Source organism: Bacillus changyiensis (genome assembly GCF_027706145.1).
Lineage (GTDB): Bacteria > Bacillota > Bacilli > Bacillales > Bacillaceae > Bacillus > Bacillus changyiensis.
This window is the reverse complement of record NZ_JAQFWW010000001.1, coordinates 1,175,608-1,196,133: the sequence shown is the minus strand read 5'-3', so window position 1 is coordinate 1,196,133 and position 20,526 is coordinate 1,175,608. Positions and strand designations below refer to the sequence as shown.

21 protein-coding genes are annotated in these 20,526 nt (G+C 39.6%); 9 read left to right on the top strand and 12 right to left on the bottom strand.

What is annotated here, in order from left to right:
• The first annotated feature begins 45 nt into the window (after positions 1-45).
• Positions 46-1,227 carry an exonuclease subunit SbcD gene (sbcD, locus tag PDT38_RS06270; protein WP_270799815.1) on the top strand — a complete coding sequence of 394 codons (1,182 nt, stop codon included), beginning with the start codon at positions 46-48 and terminating at the stop codon, positions 1,225-1,227.
• Positions 1,224-4,607: an exonuclease subunit SbcC gene (sbcC, locus tag PDT38_RS06265; RefSeq protein ID WP_270799813.1), complete on the top strand. Its 3,384-nt coding sequence runs from the start codon at positions 1,224-1,226 to the stop codon at positions 4,605-4,607. The genes sbcD and sbcC overlap by 4 nt, the downstream gene beginning before the upstream one ends.
• A gap of 50 nt (positions 4,608-4,657) precedes the next feature.
• Here sbcC and PDT38_RS06260 read toward each other — a convergent pair whose 3' ends face one another.
• From PDT38_RS06260 to PDT38_RS06225, 8 genes are all read right to left on the bottom strand, one after another.
• Positions 4,658-4,876, bottom strand: a complete 219-nt coding sequence (locus PDT38_RS06260; protein ID WP_270799812.1) for a spore germination protein — start codon at positions 4,874-4,876, stop codon at positions 4,658-4,660.
• A 54-nt stretch (positions 4,877-4,930) separates the two neighbouring features.
• Positions 4,931-5,308 carry a spore germination protein GerPE gene (locus tag PDT38_RS06255; protein ID WP_270799811.1) on the bottom strand — a complete coding sequence of 126 codons (378 nt, stop codon included), beginning with the start codon at positions 5,306-5,308 and terminating at the stop codon, positions 4,931-4,933.
• Positions 5,305-5,490, bottom strand: coding sequence for a spore gernimation protein GerPD (locus PDT38_RS06250; RefSeq protein ID WP_270799810.1), 186 nt, complete (start codon positions 5,488-5,490; stop codon positions 5,305-5,307). The genes PDT38_RS06255 and PDT38_RS06250 overlap by 4 nt, the downstream gene beginning before the upstream one ends.
• Positions 5,487-6,098, bottom strand: coding sequence for a spore germination protein GerPC (gene gerPC, locus PDT38_RS06245; protein WP_270799809.1), 612 nt, complete (start codon positions 6,096-6,098; stop codon positions 5,487-5,489). Before gerPC ends, PDT38_RS06250 begins: the two co-directional genes overlap by 4 nt.
• Positions 6,099-6,117: 19 nt before the next feature.
• Complete coding sequence (locus tag PDT38_RS06240) at positions 6,118-6,363, bottom strand: spore germination protein GerPB (protein ID WP_270799807.1); 246 nt, start codon at positions 6,361-6,363, stop codon at positions 6,118-6,120.
• 11 nt (positions 6,364-6,374) lie between these two features.
• A complete protein-coding gene (locus PDT38_RS06235) occupies positions 6,375-6,596 on the bottom strand; it encodes a spore germination protein (protein WP_270799805.1) in 222 nt (73 codons plus the stop codon).
• A gap of 155 nt (positions 6,597-6,751) precedes the next feature.
• Positions 6,752-6,910 (bottom strand): aspartyl-phosphate phosphatase Spo0E family protein, encoded by a 159-nt coding sequence (locus PDT38_RS06230; RefSeq protein ID WP_394356223.1) that lies wholly within the window; start codon positions 6,908-6,910, stop codon positions 6,752-6,754.
• A 147-nt stretch (positions 6,911-7,057) separates the two neighbouring features.
• The gene (locus PDT38_RS06225) at positions 7,058-8,131 is read right to left on the bottom strand and encodes a CotH kinase family protein (RefSeq protein ID WP_394356222.1); all 1,074 of its coding nucleotides are present in this window, start codon (positions 8,129-8,131) and stop codon (positions 7,058-7,060) included.
• A gap of 161 nt (positions 8,132-8,292) precedes the next feature.
• On the opposite strand from PDT38_RS06225, the gene cotG reads away from it, so the two are divergent.
• The 4 genes from cotG to PDT38_RS06205 all read left to right on the top strand — a co-directional run bounded on the left by cotG (position 8,293) and on the right by PDT38_RS06205 (position 11,669).
• A complete protein-coding gene (gene cotG / locus PDT38_RS06220) occupies positions 8,293-8,835 on the top strand; it encodes a spore coat protein CotG (RefSeq protein WP_394356221.1) in 543 nt (180 codons plus the stop codon).
• A 156-nt stretch (positions 8,836-8,991) separates the two neighbouring features.
• Positions 8,992-9,903: a fumarylacetoacetate hydrolase family protein gene (locus PDT38_RS06215; protein WP_270799799.1), complete on the top strand. Its 912-nt coding sequence runs from the start codon at positions 8,992-8,994 to the stop codon at positions 9,901-9,903.
• Between the two features lie 226 nt (positions 9,904-10,129).
• Positions 10,130-11,179 carry a ribosome small subunit-dependent GTPase A gene (gene rsgA, locus PDT38_RS06210; RefSeq protein ID WP_270799797.1) on the top strand — a complete coding sequence of 350 codons (1,050 nt, stop codon included), beginning with the start codon at positions 10,130-10,132 and terminating at the stop codon, positions 11,177-11,179.
• A gap of 130 nt (positions 11,180-11,309) precedes the next feature.
• Positions 11,310-11,669, top strand: coding sequence for a YisL family protein (locus PDT38_RS06205; protein ID WP_270799795.1), 360 nt, complete (start codon positions 11,310-11,312; stop codon positions 11,667-11,669).
• Here the strand turns inward: PDT38_RS06205 and PDT38_RS06200 are convergent.
• The gene (locus tag PDT38_RS06200) at positions 11,666-12,232 is read right to left on the bottom strand and encodes a DUF2777 domain-containing protein (RefSeq protein ID WP_270799793.1); all 567 of its coding nucleotides are present in this window, start codon (positions 12,230-12,232) and stop codon (positions 11,666-11,668) included. The genes PDT38_RS06205 and PDT38_RS06200 overlap by 4 nt on opposite strands.
• Before the next feature lie 151 nt (positions 12,233-12,383).
• Here PDT38_RS06200 and asnB point away from each other — a divergent pair, with 151 nt between their 5' ends.
• Entirely contained in the window at positions 12,384-14,225 is a 1,842-nt protein-coding gene (gene asnB, locus PDT38_RS06195; RefSeq protein WP_270799791.1) for an asparagine synthase (glutamine-hydrolyzing), read from the top strand.
• 127 nt (positions 14,226-14,352) lie between these two features.
• On the opposite strand, the gene PDT38_RS06190 is transcribed toward asnB, so the two are convergent.
• Both PDT38_RS06190 and PDT38_RS06185 read right to left on the bottom strand, forming a co-directional pair.
• Positions 14,353-15,309: a calcium/sodium antiporter gene (locus PDT38_RS06190; protein WP_270799789.1), complete on the bottom strand. Its 957-nt coding sequence runs from the start codon at positions 15,307-15,309 to the stop codon at positions 14,353-14,355.
• A 420-nt stretch (positions 15,310-15,729) separates the two neighbouring features.
• The gene (locus PDT38_RS06185) at positions 15,730-17,070 is read right to left on the bottom strand and encodes an MATE family efflux transporter (protein ID WP_270799788.1); all 1,341 of its coding nucleotides are present in this window, start codon (positions 17,068-17,070) and stop codon (positions 15,730-15,732) included.
• Between the two features lie 119 nt (positions 17,071-17,189).
• Here PDT38_RS06185 and PDT38_RS06180 point away from each other — a divergent pair, with 119 nt between their 5' ends.
• Positions 17,190-18,053 (top strand): helix-turn-helix transcriptional regulator, encoded by an 864-nt coding sequence (locus tag PDT38_RS06180; RefSeq protein ID WP_270799787.1) that lies wholly within the window; start codon positions 17,190-17,192, stop codon positions 18,051-18,053.
• A 17-nt stretch (positions 18,054-18,070) separates the two neighbouring features.
• Positions 18,071-18,634 carry a GNAT family N-acetyltransferase gene (locus tag PDT38_RS06175; RefSeq protein ID WP_270799786.1) on the top strand — a complete coding sequence of 188 codons (564 nt, stop codon included), beginning with the start codon at positions 18,071-18,073 and terminating at the stop codon, positions 18,632-18,634.
• 28 nt (positions 18,635-18,662) lie between these two features.
• Here the strand turns inward: PDT38_RS06175 and PDT38_RS06170 are convergent, their stop codons facing one another.
• Positions 18,663-20,495, bottom strand: a complete 1,833-nt coding sequence (locus tag PDT38_RS06170; RefSeq protein ID WP_270799784.1) for a bifunctional homocysteine S-methyltransferase/methylenetetrahydrofolate reductase — start codon at positions 20,493-20,495, stop codon at positions 18,663-18,665.
• Between the last annotated feature and the right edge of the window lie 31 nt (positions 20,496-20,526).

The following is a 20,526-nucleotide window of genomic DNA, read 5'->3' as shown; positions in this document are numbered from 1 at the left end:
ACAGTTTGTCAAGGGAAAGCTTTATTACAAGAGGAGTGAATAGGTTTGCGAATTTTACATACCGCTGACTGGCATTTAGGAAAAACACTTGAGGGCAGAAGCCGGTTAAAGGAACAGGAGGACTTTCTCGACGAGCTCACAGAGATTGTAAAAGACGAGAAAATCGATGCCATTGTGATGGCCGGAGATGCTTTTGATACAGTGAATCCACCAGCTCATGCCGAACAGCTCTTTTATGAGAGTCTCTCCTCACTGTCTGACAAAGGAAAGCGTCCAGTCGTTGTTATTGCTGGAAATCATGACAACCCTGATCGTCTTTCAGCTGCGTCTCCGCTAACGGTAGACCAAGGTATCTACTTAATTGGGTACCCGAAAACAGAACCAATTGATATAGAAGTTACTTCTACAGGAGAAATTCTTTCGATAGCAGCACTAGCGTATCCTTCTGAATCAAGATTAAATGAAGTTCTTTCTGAGACATTTGCTGAAAAGTTGCTTCGCGATCAGTATGACATAAAAATTAGACAGACGTTCCAACATATGGGTCGTCAGTTCAGAAAAGATGCTGTACAAATCGCGGCTAGTCACATATATGTTGCAGGTGGTAGCCAGACTGATTCAGAACGGCCGATCGAGGTTGGGGGCGCATATACAGTGGCTGCAGAAAGCCTTCCTGCAAGTGCTGCTTATGTAGCACTTGGACATCTTCACCGACCACAAATGGTAAAACGTGCCGAGACGGTTGCAAGATATTCCGGTTCTCCACTCGCTTACAGCTTTTCAGAAGCGGGCTATGCAAAATCTGTTACAGTTGTTGAAGCTTTCCCAGGTAAGCAAGCATCTTGGAAAGAGGTTTTCTTGACAAGTGGCAAACCGCTTGTCAAATGGAAAGCAGAAGAAGGTGTTTCTCAAGTATACAGTTGGCTTGAAGAAGGGCGTGACCAAAATGCATGGATTGATCTGGAAATTCATTTAGACGATCAGCTTTCAATTGAAGAGATTCATCACATTAGAAAAGCGCACCAAGGGATTATTCATATTCGCCGGTTCTATCATGACAATCCAGCAGTCCAAAAAACGGTTCAGTCGCAACATGCCCCAATTGAAGAGAGGTTTAAAGCGTTCTATGAAAGGCAAACAGGCGGAGCAGTTCCTGATGATGAGACTGTTAAGCTGTTTTTAGAGCTCGCCTCTGGTACGGAACAAGAAGAGGGGGATGAAACATGAAGCCCATTTCCCTATCCATTAAAGGTTTACACAGTTTTAGAGAAGAACAAGTCATTCATTTTGAAAACCTTTGTGATGCAGGTGTATTTGGGATATTCGGTCCGACTGGAAGTGGAAAATCGACAATTCTTGATGCTATGACACTGGCTTTATATGGGAAAGTAGAGCGAGCCTCCAACAATACACAAGGTATTATCAATCATGCTGAAAATCAACTTGCTGTCTCTTTCACATTTAAACTTCAAACCGGTCATGAGACAGCTTATCGCGTCGAGCGAGTTTTTAAGCGAACAGACGATGTGAAAGTAAAAACCTCTATTTGCCGCTTAATTGAGATAAACGAAGAACGAACAGTTTTGGCTGATAAAGCAAATGAAGTTAGCCGCAAAGTTGAGGAGCTGCTTGGCTTAACGATCGATGATTTTACAAGAGCGGTCGTTTTGCCACAAGGAAAGTTTGCCGAATTTCTTTCATTAAAAGGAGCGGAACGAAGGCAAATGCTTCAGCGTCTTTTCAATCTTGAGCAGTATGGTGACCGCTTGGTTAAACAGCTTAAAAACGAAGCGCAAAAAGCGAGTGCAAAAAAAAATGAAATGCTTGCTGAACAGTCAGGTCTTGGTGATGCTGGAATAAATGCGCTACATCGGGCGGAACAACAGCTTGAAGCAACTGAAAAATCTTTAAAAGCTAAGGAAGCTGAACGCAACAGAGAGCTGAAGCGATTTAACGAATTTCAGGAGATTTGGGAATTACAACAGGAACAACAAAGCTATCTTCATGATGCAGAAAGGCTTAGAAAGCAAAAAGAAATCATCAAGGAAAAAGAAGATCGGCTTCAGCTTGCTGAGATGGCAAATACATTAAAACCGTATGCAGATGGGTATCTCGAAGCTCGGAATGCTGTTGCCTCTGCTGAACAAACAGAAAACAAGGTTTTGACGGCATTGCGGAATCAACAAGCCAATTATGACAAGATTCAGCAAAACTATGAAAAATTTAGAAATGAAAAAAATGAAATCGAACCGCAGCTTCGTAAACAAGAGGAACAACTTACGGTGTTAAAAGAAATTGAAACAAAGCGGACTGCTGTCGAAAAACAAGTGAAAGTCAAACAAACAGAAAAATTTAAAAAAGAAGAAGAGATCAAAAACACTGCTGATCAATTGGCTGAGGAGAAAGAATGGCTTGAACGTGGGACAAGTAAGCAAAACCAGCTGAAAGCTAAGTTGAAATCTGTTCAAGTATCAAGCGAAGAACGAAAACAGTGTCACAAAGCGATACAGCTTGCTCTTCAAATCAAGCAACGTAAACAGGAGCTTGAATTAGAACAAAAGCAGGCTGAGAAGCATCAGATAGAGCTTTCTCAACTACAGCAACAAAAAAAAAGCTTAGAAAAAGAAATGAAAACTGAAGAAGATCATATTGGTCATGTTTTTGTTGCTGTTCAAAGGGTTTATGCGTTGATTTGTGAGACGGAGAGATCTCTATCTGAAACTGTTCATCTTGCAACTGTTAAGCGTGAGAACATTTTAGCAAAACGGGACCAAGCGAAATTTGATCAGCTGACTAGAGAGCTTTCCAAACAGCTCAAAAAAGGAGAACCTTGCCCTGTCTGTGGCTCTACACAACATGAAAAGTTGGTCCATACAGATGTAAAGAACCTATCTTTCAATGAGTCCGAACTACATGAAGTGGAAAAATTAATGAGTGAATCAGCAGTATTAGCTCAAGAATTTTTTACAGCAAAGGTGAAACTTGAACAACAGTCGGATTATTTAATGAATGAGTGTCCTTTTCTACAAAAGAGTGAATCAGTGGCAGAGGTTGCCGCATCACTTGAGGGCGACTCAATTTCTAAACGGTTCGAGCAAATTAACTTTGAATGGAAGGGAATTAAGCAAGATTTATCAGGAACAAAAAGCCGGGTTTCCAAGATTCTCACCGCTTACAAACAGGCTACGAAAAAACATGAACAGCTTTGTGAGCAGATGAACTATGAATCAAAGGAACAGGAGCGCCTTCAAAAACGCTATGATGAACTTACTGCTATATTGAGCGGATTAGTGAACAATTTGAGTAGACAATTTGCTGGAATCTCTTCTGAACAGGCAGAAAAGTGGCAAGAGATCATTGAAGAAAAAGACCGTGCCGCAGAAAAATGTGAAGAAGCTATTGAAAAAAGTGTTCATTTTCTAAAGGAAAAAGAACAGCTGAAAGAGAAATTGACCGAGCATCTTTATACACTTGAGAAAGAACAGTTAGATCTTCACTATTCCCTTGAAAGTCTGAACAATGAATTAAGTGAATATCAAAAACAGCTGAAAGATTATCCTGATACAGATGTAATTGACGAACAGCTTCAAGCCACAAGAAGCAAATTGACAAAGTTGAATGAACAGGACCAGACACTTTATGATCAATTGAAGAAAACAGAGGCGAATGTCAATCAACTAAGCGGTCAGGCGAAAGCCTGTCAGTCGGCTTTACAGGAAGCCATATCAAGGCTTGAGAAGGTAAAAGAAACCTGGGTAGAAAAATCGGGAAGTACCGTATTTGCAGATGTTGCAGATGTTCAAAACTATATCATTGGCCGTGCAGAGTTCAATCAACTAAAACAAGACATTGAAGTCTATTGGGATCAAATCAAGCAAAGTGAAGCTAATATAAAACGAATCACATATAAACTCAATGGTCGCTCACTTACTGCGGAAAAATGGGAACAAGCTGCTCAATTTAGAAAACAAGCAGAAGATTCGTTTACAGCTGCACTTGAGGAAAGGGGTGCGGCAAGAAAAGCGTTGCTTGTCATTCGTGAGAATCATAGAAGATTTAAGGAGCTTGAAGCAGCTCTGAAAGATTGGCAAGCCTATATTGACCGTCTTGATAAACTTCAAGCTGTATTTAAAGGCAATGCCTTTGTGGAATATTTAGCAGAGGAACAGCTTGAAAGTGTAACAAGAGATGCTTCAGCCAGACTTGGTGAATTGACAAGACAAAGATATGCGATTGAGGCTGATTCAGAAGGGGGGTTTGTGATGAGGGATGATGCCAATGGTGGAGTCAAACGTCCTGTTACTAGTTTATCAGGTGGTGAAACCTTTTTGACATCTCTGGCACTTGCTTTAGCCCTGTCCGCTCAAATCCAGCTTCGGGGTGAGTATCCGCTACAATTTTTCTTTTTAGATGAAGGATTTGGAACACTTGATCAGGAGTTGCTTGATACGGTGATTACCGCTTTAGAAAACCTTCAATCTGACAATTTATCAGTTGGTGTTATCAGTCATGTTCAAGAGCTGCGGGCAAGACTTGCCAAAAAACTGATTGTCCACCCAGCTGAGCCAAGCGGAAAAGGAACCGTCGTTTCTCTTGAAATGATGTAATTGCCCACCTAAATAAGCAGTCTCCTCCAAAGTGGAAGAGGCTGCTTCATTTATGCATTACCAGCAATATTTTGGTCGCTTACATCAGGGTCTACATAGTTTGTTGCATTTATTCCACTGTTTACAACAAGGAAGTCTCCTGTATTACCAGCACCAGAACCGAGTGCAGATTTTGAAGAGCTTTTCGGAGAAAGGTAAAAAGAATCACCAAAATTTACTACTCCACCTGAGATTGTGTTAATTTTAATAGGTCCGACTATGGCTGGCATAATTGATCGACACCTTTTTTTGAAGTCTTAAAAATAGTATATGCCGGCGTGTTTTTATTGTGAGGCAGTACGAGGAAGCTGTCTAATATGTTTGACTCTTATATCGGCATTAATTCGCTTTGTCGAGCCCACCTGTACAACCGAGGATGTGCCAATACCACCGATTTTTACTGCCCTAACACGAATCACCGGGATTTCATGAAAAAATGAGGAACTTACTCCGGTTTCCGGTAGCAACTGAGGAATTGGCTGCTGAAAAAGCGGAAAGTCATCCTGTTTGAAGGATCCCTCATGACCGTGAAAACGAGAGCGATACCTTTGAATAGCAAGAACTTTTGCTTTAAGTACAAGCTCTTCTGTATCACCGATTTGCAGGGCACTCGTCGTTACAACAGTCTGTGCTTTTAAAAATTGTACTTTTGATGTTCTCATCTTCTTGTTTCAGGTGCCAGCGGTGTAAATGGTCCAATAATAAGAGATTCCGGAGGTGTATCAAAAATGGAGGAAAGTGAAATGCTTTCGGTATCTCCAATTAAAAATACAGATGAGCTAGAAACAGCAGTAATTCTAATGTTGCCTACATCAAAAGAGCGATTCACAACGGTAAAATTCATTCGTTTTCATTTCCTTTCATTTCTTCAGGTAACGATTTTAAAAAGTGTTCGATGGTTCTAGTAATATCTTGTTTTACATATTGGGCCAGCCGGTCAGCATGTTCTTTAGGAGAAGCCGATTCCTCCTGTTTTAAATGTTGGGCGTAATAGCGGATGCGGCTGTCTATTTGTTTGCGAATGTCTTCAATCATATGATATCTGTTTGAATCATCCAGTTTACTGTCATATCGGTCTTCCAACTGTTCTAGAAGCAGTGGCATTTCTTCATTGAAATATGCATCAATCAGCTGTCTTGTTTGTTGTAGCAATTGGCTGTCAAGTTCTTGCTGAAGTTTTCCGATTCCCGGTTTTTGCTGACTGATTTCAAAGTTTTCGACACCATCGGGATCTAACGGATTGAGTCCAATATTAAGCGTTCCATCCAATTTTTCAATCTTTAATTGATCAAATTTATACTCAATTCGGTCGATTCGTGTTCTCGGCTGTTCCCTTATCCGAATTAACTCTTTTTGCAGGGCGGCGAGTTGTCTTTCAAGCTGTTGAATTTTTGTAGTCTGTTGTTGGAAATAGTCAGACCAGCTATGTGTATAAGAGGGATTATAATTCATAGATTCGATCTCCCTTTCATCATATTGTAATCGCAGGTGCCGTGAGAGGAACAAGTGTAGAAGGAGGCTCCTCTTCAAAGGTTTCCTGTACTATTTCTTCTTCAGGAGGGACAGGCGGTGCAGGCTCTGTAAAACTTCCAGTATTATAAAGGTTGGAGAGTGTTTTAATTGACCCGGCACTTCCAATCTGTAAAACGGAGGAATTGCTGATTCCTTCTACTCGTAAATAATTGATTTGAATTGTCTGATTGATATAGAAGTTCATTGTCTCACCCCTTACAAATTACCTACAATTGGTTGATCAATCCTATCGTTATCATATGTGTTTGTAATGCTGTTCTGGTTGTATACGCTAACTCCATCACCGGTATTAAAGCTCCCGGCACCCGCAAATGTTTTAACTTCAGCATAAGGAGAAATCGTAATACAATCACCTACATGAATAACTCCACTTGTACCGACGGCATTAACTTTAAAAGCTCCGACAATGGCTGGCATAGAATAACACCCTTTTCATTGAAACTGGGCTATACACCATATCTTATGTATATGTGGCATAGTTGTGATAAAAAATGAGGGGATGATCTCAGGCGAACGTTCAATAGTATTTGAGCTAAACATTCTTGTTGAGGGTTTGTCATGGAATGTTGTCACTATTTTTTTGTTTTAATGGAACTTTCAAGTTTCTGCATTCTTTCATTCAGGAGGTTGTCCAATTCTTGACTACATTGAATCGCCTCTTTTGAATTGATTCCAAATTTTTCAGCTGTTTCAATCAAATGTAATCGTTTTGCTTCAATTTTACTGTTCAACATGGCAGTCTCCAACTTTCGAAAGGAATTTTGAATATGCTATAGATAGTATACCCTAATTTGTGATAAAAGGATTTTTTTCGTCAATATGACAATAAATGTGACATTTTTTTTAACTGTTCTAGAAAAAATGGAGAGCTGTCTGGCTTACAGCCGAGAAAGCTCTGAAAGTAAAAAGCGTTTTCTTTTTTCAATGTAATCAAAAATCTGCTTTTGTTCATCTTCCAGGTGAGCAGTGGTAATATTTGTATAGGGATCATATTCAAGGTAAGGACTGATCTCAGTATGCCAGTTTAGTAAATATGGGGATAGTTTTCTAATTGTGAAATCATGTTGCAACACGTTTCTCATCAGGAGAAGGTATTGAGACTGGAAAGCTGGAATATCAAGAAGCCTAGCGGATAATGTATTGTAGCCTGTTAACGGAATTCGATCATAATTCATCTTCTCCCCGTTAATATTCCGGCCCCAAGTAGCATCATAATCCCAAGGGATGATTTGAAATGTGTTTGTTTGTTCGTTTAAATATAGCGCATAATTATGAACAAATCCATCGAAGTTTTGTGTACAGACAACACCAATTAACCATAACAAATATTGTTTTACATTAAGATAGTTTTTAATATCTTTTTCAAAAATGTCATCTTTTGCAGTATTTATAAAATAGATGAATTCTTCTAAGTATCTGTCATGATCTGTCGAGCCAAGTTTTTTTTCATAGCCGAGCAGCAAATTCTGTTTAGCTTGTTTCTCAAAAGAACTCAGCAGAGAAAAATTGGCATCATCATCAACTGCATAGTAAATGGCCCCACTTTCTAAATTTCGTCTTTTTAAGAAATGATCATCAACAGATTCTATTTTTAAATATAGTCCCTGTTTTTTTTTGTTTAAATAAAGAAAAACATGTGAAGCTTTTGGGGAAAGGACACCGATTTTCTCAAAAAAAAGAAAGGAAAGTCGATTGCGGATGTATGATGGGTCATTGTACTCAGCGTTTAAGTGAAATTCAGTTTTTTTTATCGTCTGTTTTCGAGATTTAATTAAATAGGATTTTTTTGTTAATTTGCGAATATGGTTCCCTCTAAAAGATACGACCACAGGAGCTGTTGCTGTATCGGATTTCAGTACACCCGGAACACCTTCATCATTCCACACATCTCGTTTAAGCTCGTGCAGGTAACTGGGATGGATATGCATCCTCATCGTTGGGATCGCACTCATCATGATTTCCTCCTTTTTCAGCTAAATTATTATATGTGAAGAAATCTTGGGAGTGAATCGCCTAAGTTTCAGTAAAACAGTCATTTGCCTTAGTACACCTGTCTTTCCCCTCGCGTAAGATAAAACCAGGATATATATCAATTAAGATAGGAGGTTTAATCGTGAGTGATGTCCATGAACATGATATCAAAAAGGCTGTAAATCAGTTGAAAAGCGAGGGAAGAGATCAATATTTAGACCGTGAACCTGACTCATCAAGCTCGAGCAAAAAGAGACAACATGACTTCTGGGATCTGTGGTGGGGGATAAAACCGCACCGGAGTGAGAAACATCACAAAAGCAAGTCCCATAGAAGTAAATCATATAAAAGCAAGTCTCACAAAAGCAAAAAACATGACGATTGCAAGAAGTCTCACAAAAGCAAAAAACATGACGATTGCAAGAAGTCTCACAAAAGCAAAAAACATGACGATTGCAAGAAGTCTCACAAAAGCAAAAAACATGACGATTGCAAGAAGTCTCATAAAAGCAAAAAGCATGATGATTGCAAGAAGTCTCATAAAAGTAAAAAGAGCAGTCATAAGAAGCCGAAGCATCACCATGGCAAAAAAACACATCACCATAAAAAAGACAAAAGTGGCTTTCATAAATATACAAAGTGGTCTGAGGGGAATTTAACAGAAGTTAGATATATAAAACGCTAACATCTACGGCTTACAGATTTGTGAGCCGTCATTTTTTTGATGATAAAATGGGTCTTTAGAATTGGTTTCAGAAAATGAAAAGGGTTTTTGAAAGTTATGCAGAAATATTTTGTAAGTAATAATTAAATGGAAAAAATAACTGCGGGGGAGTCTCTAATGAAGTTTGCGACAGCCGAGTTGCACAGTCGGATATTTATAGGACTGGTGTTGGATGATAAAATAATGGATTTGCAAAAAGCGGAAAAAAAGCTATTTGAGTTTGAAACGATACCTGACACACTTATTGAGTGTGTTCGTGAGGGAGAAAAGTTTGTCCAACATATCAGCCAGCTTGTTGAATGGTACAAGAAGAAAGACAATATTGAAAGCGCCTCGTTTATTTATCCGCTGGCAGATGTCAAATTGCTTGCACCTTTTCCTAAGCCGCAAAAAAATATATTTTGCATCGGTAAAAATTACCGTGAACATGCAATTGAAATGGGGAGTGAAGAAGATATACCGGAGGAAATGATCGTCTTCACAAAAGCTCCAACCGCGGTGATTGGGCATCAGGAGGAAATAGATCTCCATCAAAATGTGACAGCAAAGCTTGATTATGAGGGTGAACTTGCAGTTGTCATTGGGAAAGGTGGCAGATCGATTTCAAAAGATCAAGCGCTTGATCATATATTCGGTTATACCATCATAAACGATGTGACAGCTCGGGATCTGCAGAAGATACATAGACAGTTCTTCATCGGAAAAAGTTTAGATACATCATGTCCAATGGGACCGTTTCTTGTCCATCATTCAATGGTGAAAGATCTAGAACATTTGAAAGTGGAAACTCGTGTGAATGGAGAGCTTCGTCAATCGGGTTGTACAAAAGATATGCTGTTTTCGATTCCCGAAATCATTGAAACACTCTCAAGAGGAATGACCCTTGAGGCCGGAGATATCATTGCGACAGGAACACCATCTGGAGTCGGAAAAGGCATGAATCCACCGAGGTTTCTAAAGGAAGGCGATCAAATCGATATTACAATCCAACCGATTGGAACTCTTTCCAATCAGATGAAATTGTTGTAAGATTATCATTTATTTTATATAATATAAACGATAAATCTACGAAATGAGGGATGTGCGATGAAACAAACAAATTTAATTTTGGAGTGTCAATTGTTCAGAGCACAGCCCATGTAAAATAAATGACTGGTTATCTTCAGATGATCTGGTGATATTCCATGGGCTGTCAACGCAGTTCATGGTTTTTTTATTTTTATGAAAATCACCAGAAAATGAGGAGGAAACCTAATTGAATTTATCAGCATGGGGTGTCAATTATATCAGTAAGGAATTAAAAGAAACAGAGTTTATCCTAGGAAGGGTTGTCCTTGAGCATAAAAGATTATACAGGGTGTGGACAGAACATGGTGAGTGGCTGGCTGAAGTTTCTGGTCGGTTTAAGTTTATAGCAGAACACCGTGATGATTATCCAGCTGTGGGAGATTGGGTGTATATGCGGCCACGCGTCCATGAGAAAAAGGGTACGATCGTGGAGATTGTTCCCCGTTTTAGTAAGTTTTCTCGCAAGGCCGCCGGTGAACGAACAGAGGAGCAAATCATTGCTGCAAATATCAACACGATTTTTCTTGTGAATGCCCTTAATCAAGATTTTAATGTGAGAAGAATTGAGCGATATTTATTGCTTGCGTGGGAAAGCGGGGCGAATCCCGTGATCGTCTTGACAAAGGCTGATATTGGCAGTCTGATAGAAGAAAAGGTTCGTCTGACAGAATCTGTTGCATTTGGTGTACCGATTCATATCGTCAGTGCACACCAAGACAGAGGAATGGATGACCTGAAAACATACTTGAAAGAGGGGGAAACAGTCGCTCTTTTAGGCTCATCAGGTGTTGGAAAATCAACCATGATTAACTATTTTTTAAACGAAAAACGGCAAGCTGTTCAAGAGGTCCGTGAAGCTGATGACAAGGGCAGACATACGACAACGCATCGAGAGCTGTTTTTATTACCTGAAGGCGGGCTTTTAATCGATACTCCTGGAATGAGGGCATTGGAACTTTGGGAATCAGAAGCAGGGCTTGAGCAAAGTTTTGCTGATATTGATCAGCTTGCGCTTCATTGCAAGTTTACGGACTGTCGGCATGATCAAGAGCCGGGTTGCGCTATACAATTGGCGATTTCGGAAGGGAAAATAGATCAACACCGATTCGAAAGTTACCTAAAATTGAAAAAAGAGCTTGCATACCTCGCTAGAAAAACGGATAAGTTGGCCATGAAGCAGGAAAAGAACCGTTGGAAACAAATATCGAAAAGTGTGAAAAAGTATAAAAAAAGATAAGTGAAAAGGCGCTGTGTTGATGATCAGCGCCTTTGTTGCTAAAAACATACAATATTCACATCTTTTGTTTAATAGACCGTTTCATGCTAATATGAAAGCGATACATATGACGAAACAGGGGGAAATTTGTATGACGACACATTGGCACATTACGGCGTGGTTGATTACGCTTATTCTAGTAGTTGTTGTTTATGCACAGTATTCTCGAGGCGGCGGGAAAGGTGCAAAAATTACGCATATGATTCTTCGTGTCCTCTATTTACTTGTGATCTTGACAGGGGTGGAACTGTTTTATAGGTTTACCATTTGGAACGGTGAATCAATTGCTAAGGTAGTTCTCGGTGTTCTTACTATCGGGCTGATGGAAATGCTTTTAATCCGCAAGAAAAAAGCAAAATCAGTCACCGGGATGTGGGTCGGCTTTATTATCGTCTTACTTTTAACACTTGCACTTGGACTTCGTCTGCCTTTAGGTTTTAAAATTTTTTAAGTAGGAGGGCCTTCAGCTGAGATTGTTACAATCCGTTCTCCGTCTGAAGTTGTCCATTCAAATCTGTCTTTTTTCTTATCTGCCCGCTCGTAGTGATGTTGTAAGGCGCATTGCTTTACATCATTTGAAAACTGATAAAACGACACACCCTTTGTCATATCAGGATGAACTGAAAAACTTAATCCATTATATGCGTAAACACAATCAAATACAGAGAATCCAAGACTGTTTAATTGATCCATTAAAGAGTAAAATTGTCCATCTTCCAAATCGTTCAAAAAATCTGCTAAGGCTTGTTTGACATTTTTTAAATAGCGTATTGATTCACCACCTGTTAATTGAATCTGTCCGAATCGTTCTGTGACAGCAAATGGAGCGATCAGTTCTGTTTTCAGCCATTCACCGTCTATTTGAATATAGACACCAGGGCTTAGCAAACTTTCAATTAACAATAAGTCACCTGCCTGGTTTTCAATCAGGCAGATCCCCTCTTCAATGATAATCGTACCGTACATCCATTTTCGTTTTTCATTATAAATTCGTTGTTCTCGTTCACTGTCCATCTCATAGTGCTCCTTTCCTTCTTTTTTCTTTCCAAAACGGGCTTGTCTCATACAAGTGTTGGTGGACAATTCAATTATCTGCAAATGACGCATAAAATAAAAAAAAGGAGGCTAAAAAGAGAAAGAATACGAGAATTGGAGCTGATCGACAATGTGTGGAATTACGGGGTGGGTAGACTTTCAAAAACCGCTTATCCGAGAGCGGCCGATTATGGAGAAGATGACTGAAACACTTTCAAAAAGAGGACCTGATGATACAAATACTTGGGGAAAGAACCATGTTTTATTCGGACATAAACGATTGGCTGTTGTGGATTTAGAGGGTGGCAGACAACCGATGACCCGTTCACATCAAGAAATGGACTATACGATTTGTTATAATGGAGAATTATATAATACGGAAGATTTGCGAAAAGAATTGCAAGAACGCGGGCATCGCTTTAGAGGTCATTCTGATACAGAAGTCTTGCTGCACTCATACATCGAATGGAAAGAAGAGTGTGTACACAGGCTGAATGGAATTTTTGCATTTGCTATATGGGATGAACAGCAGGATCGGTTATTTGCTGCACGAGATCGGATCGGAGTTAAACCATTTTTCTATTCAGAACAAGGGACATCATTTCTGTTCGGCTCAGAAATCAAAGCCATCCTTGCTCATCCAAGTATGAAAGCAAAGCTTGACCGCGATGGTCTTGCGGAGATTTTCGGGCTTGGCCCTTCAAGAACGCCAGGTAGTGGTGTTTTTAAAGGGATAAAAGAAATTCGTCCAGGGCATGCGATGATCTTTTCGAAAAACGGTTTGACTGTTTGGCGATATTGGAATGTGGAAAGTAAAGAACATACCGATCGCTTTTCAGAAACGGTTTTTCAAGTCCGTTCCCTATTTGAAAATGCCGTGATCAGACAGCTTGTTTCAGATGTTCCGGTTTGTACGTTTCTCTCTGGAGGAGTCGATTCCAGTGCGATTACGGCGACAGCTGCAAAACAATTCGAAAAGGAAGGAAAAGCTCCGCTCCATACGTTTTCCATTGATTATGAGGACAATGACCGTTTCTTTTCAGCAAGCTCATTTCAACCGAATGCGGATGGTCCTTGGATCAACAAGATGGCAGATGCCTTTAAAACCAATCATCATCACTGCATTATTTCTCAAGAAGATTTGGCAAGTTATTTAGAAGAAGCTGTGATTGTTAGGGATTTGCCAGGAATGGCTGATATCGATTCTTCATTGCTTTGGTTTTGTAAAGAGATTAAAAATAATTTTGTCGTCAGTCTTTCTGGAGAATGTGCAGACGAAATTTTTGGTGGATATCCTTGGTTTCATGCAACTGATCAAGTCGAAGGCTTTCCATGGATGAGATCGATGGACGAACGGATTGGTCTTTTGCAGGATACTTGGCAGAAAAAACTGAAACTTAAAGAATATGTGAATGCCAAGTATGAGGAAACAGTTAAGGAAACACCGCTTTTAGATGGAGAAACAGGAACAGAGAAAAGAAGAAGACAACTGTTTTACTTAAATATGCTTTGGTTTATGACGACACTGCTTGATCGCAAGGATAGAATGAGTATGGGTGCAAGCCTTGAAGTCCGTGTGCCATTCGCTGATCACAGACTTGTTGAATATGTTTGGAATATTCCATGGGACATGAAAATGCATGGGAACAGAGAGAAAGGGATCTTCCGCAAAGCATTGGAAGGAATTTTGCCAAATGATGTGTTATATCGGAAAAAAAGTCCGTATCCGAAAACACATCATCCCGACTATACAAAAGCCGTTAAACAATGGTTGGAACGTCTACTTCAGCAAAAAGATTCAGCTCTTCATATCTTTCTAGATCAGAAAAAACTGGATCAGCTCATGGAGACAGATGGTGCGTCTTTTGAAATCCCTTGGTTTGGCCAACTGATGAAAGGGCCACAGCTTCTCGCTCATCTTGCGCAAATTCATACTTGGTTTGAAGCATATCGGATTGATATTGAAGACTAAAAAGGTGGGCGTCCACTATGTAAATTTTTTACTATTGGATGCCCTGTTCATGTTTAACAAACACTGATAAATCAACAATATTGAATCATAAATTTTACAATTTTGCTTTTTTCGGACAGGTCCTTTCTTAGTTTCTGATGATGATATAAATCATATAGGCAATGTAAGCAATTGCGAGTATCACCCCTTCTGACTTGGCAATTTGAGAATGCGATCTAGAGAAAATAAATAATACAATTGTTAAAATGATCATCAAGATTACATCAATAAACATTTTACTATCTACGACTAGAGGGGAAATGATAGAAGATGCACCAAGAACAAATAATATATTGAAAATATTACTTCCAACAATATTACCTAAAGCAATTTCACTTTGTTTCTTAATTGCAGCAGTAATAGATGTAATCAACTCAGGTAGTGATGTTCCCACTGCCACAATTGTTAAACCAACTAATGACTCGCTCATACCAAGGGTTTTCGCAATTTTGATACTACTATCAACCACAAACTCTCCACCAACAATGATGGCAGCAAGACCAGCTAACGTAAAGAATATATATTTCCCTCGAGATCGTTTATCTGCCTTTGATTCGTTTTGAAGATTGTCATCTCGACTGTTTCTTGCTACTTCAAAAATGTAATACATAAATACAGCAAAGATAAGTAAGAAGATTAATCCGTCGCTTCTTGTAATCAAGTTTTCTGAAAAATATTGAAGAGTCACATCACTCATTAAAACAAGCAATACGATGCTTGCCAATAATGTAAAGGGGATTTCTTTTCTAATCGTATTACTTTCAACCTTTAAGGGATTAATTAATGCTGTTACCCCAATGACAAGGCTAATGTTAAAGATATTACTACCTACGACATTACCGATAGCTACCCCTGGATTTCCTTCAATGGCAGCGAGGATACTAACAGTTGCCTCAGGAGAGCTTGTCCCAAATGCCACAATGGTTAGCCCAACCAATAACGGAGGTATATGAAGTAGTGTTGCAATTTTAGAAGCGCCATCAACAAAATAGTCCGCTCCCTTTATTAATAAAACAAAGCCCACTAACAGTAAAATATAGGTCATTCTATTAGTTCACCTCGCTACATTAATCTTTATTCTTTGTTTTATATTAGAATTATTTTACTTCTATTAAGGGGGGATGTCGGGAGTCCAATCGAGTCCATAAAGATTAAAAACCAACATTGAAAATTAACCCTCAACAACTCACCAGCTAAAACAGAGGAGAAACGATTACGCACGTCATTTGCGTTCATCCTTAAAAACCGTTACTGTCTATATTTCAATCTACAGACAATCCCAATGCTATCACGTTTTTATTTTCAATGAGGTAAAAGGGAGCTATAACAACTAAGCAAAATGAAAAACGATTTACAAAGTTAGCGTCTATAAAAACACGTAATAGCTTTAGTTTAAAGAGAACACCAGAGATTTATACATAACAAAAGACGGATTGAGGAGGACACCGTCTTTTGCATAAACATGTTAAGCAGCAAGCCCCTTTTCGATCCAAATTTTAGAGCGCCACCTTCTATACATCAAAATGCCTCTAACCCATTCATCAGCAATAAATGAAAACCAAATACCTGCTAAACCGAGGTTTAGGTGAATACCAAAAATATAGGCGATGGGAAGCCCAATTCCCCACATTGAGATGATGGCCATATAGACAGGGAATTTAGCATCACCGGCAGCTCTGAGAGAGTTGATGATGATCACATTAAATGATCGGCCTGGTTCAAGAATAATCGTCATGAACATCAGCATGCTAGCCGTTGCGATGATTTCGGAATTGCTACTAAAGATCCCAATTAGCGGTTTTGAAAAAACAGCTAATAGAAAAGAAGTCACTGTTGTAACCGCTAAAGCCCACCACAGGCTTTTTAAACATCTGCTATAGGCGGCATTAAACTGTTTAGCACCTATATAATGGCCAATCAATATTTGTGTTCCTTGACTAATCGCGATTCCAAACAGCATGATTAGCATCATCAAATTTTGGGTGTATACTTTTGTTGTTAGTGCTTGCGCACCTAACAATGTAATAAAATAGGTAATGATCATCTGTGACGCATTATATGAAAGTTGTTCACCGGCTGAAGGGATTCCGATTTTCAACAGTTTTTTTAAATATTCCTTTTTAATAAGGAAAAACTGTTTTGATAAAAATATCATCCCGATTCGTTTTTTAACGAGGAAGATGATGACGACTAGACCAAGAATCCGGGATATCGAAGTTGACAGTGCCACACCTGTAACGCCTAAAACCGGTAAACCAAACGGCCCGAAAATGGCAAAGTAATTGCCGGTGATATTTAACATATTCATTCCGATCGTTACAGCCATCATATCTTTAGTAAAACCATAGCTTTTTAGAATGGCACTGAATGTCATAATAAGTGCTTGGATAAATGACAGTCCGCCAACAATCTTTAAAAAGACCGCCGCCTCACTTAGCAACTTTTCTGAAAGTCCCATCATCAATAAAAGTGGTTCGGCAAACAAATAAATGGCGGCGCTAATGAATAGACTAATGATCAAATTGGTGCTAATTGATATATAACCAATTTTCATCGCTTTTGCATTTTGCTTCGCACCTAAATATTGTGAGATGACAACCGTTGTACCAGTCGCAATAAAACCGAACATGACGATGATCAAATTGAGCATTTGGTTGCTGACACCGACTGCTGCGACACTGTTATCTGAGTATTGACTGAGCATCAATGTATCAGCATTCCCCATCAGCATATATAATGAAACCTCGATAAAAATTGGCCATGTTAAACTGAATAAAGAGAGGCTTTGCATGTTTGTTTTTTTCATAGAGGGATCCCCTTTCTTTTCAAAAATCGTTTTATAGTTTACCCCACGTTTCTTATAATAGAAAGAGATGAAACCGATACTTTTTGAAGAAATCCGACCAAATCCAAAGGGAGGAAAACATGAACCATATCGTTTTTACAATACCGCCCCTCCCAGTTCTCATCACTTGTGGAGAAGGGATATTCAAGCAGGGAGAGAAACATGTGAAACGCAAATATCCGGTCTTTGATCTTTTATATGTGGTTAAAGGAGCGATGTTTTTAACAGAAGACAGAGAGTCTCACCACATTTGTGAGGGGGAGTATATCATTCTTGTTCCGGGACTTGAACATTACGGACATAAAGGTTGTCAGGAAGATACGTATTACTACTGGCTTCATTTTCAAGAGCCATCATACGAACTTTCGCAAAAGGGTGGGGAGAACTGGTCCGAACTTAAACTTCAACAGGGAACATTTGAAATACCGCCTTCATATCATTTAAGGCTGCCGAGGAAGGGCAAGATCGCGCAAAAGGCCTTTATTGAAAAGCAGTTCAGTAGATTAATTGATTATTCAGGAGAGAATTCTGATTTACCGCTTTTTAAACAACTTCAGTTTGAAGAATTGTTCATTCATTTGCAAAAAGAAGCGTTTCATATTCCTTCTGCTAATGAGCGCGTTGCCTCTGAAGCACAGCGTTATATCGAGTGCCATTACCAAGAAAAAATCAGCATGGAACAGCTTTCTGGTGCTCTTCACTATCACCAAGATTACATCACACGCTGTATGCAAAAGGTTTACAGTATGACACCAGGGCAATATGCCAATAAGGTGAGGATTTTGGAAGCAAAACGACTGTTGTCGGCAACAAATGATAAGATGTCAGCAATTGCTGAACAAGTCGGCATTGATGATGCACCTTATTTTTCAAAGCTTTTCAAACAAATTGAAGGAATTTCACCTATTGAATACCGAAAGATGATCAAGAGGAATATTGAGTAAGAAATGGGGGAAAGCACTTGACCATTATCAATGGTAGTAAGGTCACATTGCGATCGTTAACAGTTGATGATCTGCCTTTGTTATGGAGGATGATTTATGGGGTAAAACAACCAGAGTGGAAACAGTGGGATGCTCCTTATTTCTCGTTACAGCCTGAGCCATATCAATATTTTGCCGATTCAATTTTAGCGGCTTTAAAAGAGGATCCGCCTCGTTATGTGGCAATAGAGATCGAGGGTCAATTAAAGGGGACTGTTTCTTATTACTGGGAATGCAGACCGACTCACTGGCTTGAATGTGGTATTGTCATCTATGATCCATTCTATTGGAATGGAGGATATGGAACTGAGGCGATCATCTTATGGGTCGATCATTTGTTTGCTAAACTGAACATTCCAAGGATTGGGATGACGACTTGGTCGGGAAACAAGCGGATGATGAAATGTGCTGAAAAAGCAGGATTTACGATGGAAGGGCGTCTGCGGAAGGTTAGGTATTACAATGGGGTCTATTATGATTCAATCAGGTATGGTGTGTTAAGAGAAGAATGGGAAAAACGAAATCCTGCCCGTTATAGCTGACAGGCAGGATTTCTTATCTAGTTGGTGCTCAACCGTTTATTGAAAATTTCGTCTCTTTTTGCTGAATATAATGTGTTAAATTCGCGGTCAAATCAGATCTTAAAAACGGTGTGATCAGATAGATCCCATTAAACAGATCACAGGCGGCATCAAGCAGAGAACGGGCAATAGCGAGCCCTTCTTCCGTCTGTTTTTGTTTATCACTGCCGGCGAGAGCCATTTTTTCACGAATGGTGTCTGATAGTTTAATACCGGGGATTTCATGATGGATAAATTCGGCGTTTCTACTGCTTGTTAACGGCATGACGCCGATGTAGATCGGTGTGTCAAGATGTTTTGTTTCGTTATGAATGTTGATGAGCTGTTCCTCTGAGTAGACGGGTTGAGAAATAAAATAATCAGCTCCGCAATTCACTTTTTTCTCAATCCGCTTGACTGCTTTATCAAGGTGCCTGACATTCGGATTAAAAGCAGCGGCAACAGAAAAATTTGTTTTCTTACCAAGGGGCTTTCCCGAATAAGACAAACCTTCATTAAACTGCTTGATGAGACTGATTAGATCAAATGAAGTGAGGTCATAAACAGATGTAGCTCCTGGAAAGTCACCGATTTTTGAAGGATCTCCGGTTATGGCTAATACATCACAAAGTCCGAGTGTATCAAGCCCCATTAAATGGGACTGAAGGCCGATCAGGTTTCTGTCTCTGCAAGTGATGTGAATCAGAGACCTCATATCAACCTCCTGTTTTAAAAGGGTACCGCAGGCAACATTGCTAATTCGTGGTGTTGCCAGTGAGTTATCCGCCAATGTTAAAGCATCAATTCCGGCTGACTTTAACTGTTGGGCTGCATCCAGAAATTTCTGAAAGTTTAGTTGTTTAGGAGGATCTAATTCAACGATAATCGAGCGTTTTTCATTTGCAAGTTCATTTAAAGGAGGCTCTGTCCGATGATGTTCTATGGGGGCAGTTGCCTGTTTTCTGATTTTTATCTGTTTTTCAGTGATCGGCAGAAGCCCTTTAACTGCTTCAGCCATAGCCCTAATATGGTTTGGTGTTGTTCCACAGCAACCGCCAATGACTCGGGTCCCCTGATTGCGGAATTCGATTGCACTGTTTCTAAAGTATTCGTCATCTGTTTCATAAACGAGCCGTCCCTCGACAAGTGATGGGAGACTACTGTTTGGGTAGACGGAAAGATAAGTATCTTTTAAAAGGGGCACTTCTTCAAGTGCATGAATCATATGATAAGGGCCAAGGCGGCAATTGATACCGACGACATCTGCTCCAAGATTGGCCAACAGCGTCAAGCCTTCACTGAGCGGGGTTCCGTCTTGAAGAACACCTTCTTCATGCATCGATACATTGAGAATGATTGGCAGTGTAGTCTCCTTTCTGGCGATTTCCAATACTTCACGGGCTTCTTCCAAATCATAGTAGGTTTCCAAAAGAAGTCCATCTGGTTCTTCATTTAGAAGAAGATAAAGCTGTTCGCGAAAACTTCTTTTAATGTCATGCAAAGAATAAGCGTTTTTATTAAAGGTGCGAATGCCGCCAATCGTTCCAAGAACATAGCGAGATTCAGCGGCAGCACGGGCGAGGTGAACCGCTTTTTTATTGATTTGTTTTGCCTCATCCTCAAGACCGTATCTGGACAGCTTAATAAAGTTAGCACCATATGTATTGGTTTGAATGATATCAGCACCTGCCTGCACATAGGCTTCATGGATACGCTGTACTTCATCAGGTTTTGAAATATTCAATTCCTCAAAACAGCGATCAATTCCATAAGAATATAGAAGTGTTCCCATCGCACCGTCAGCTATTAAAATTTTATTTTGTAGATCTTCTAATATTCCCATATGAAATCCCCCTTCATGTTCATGGAAAATA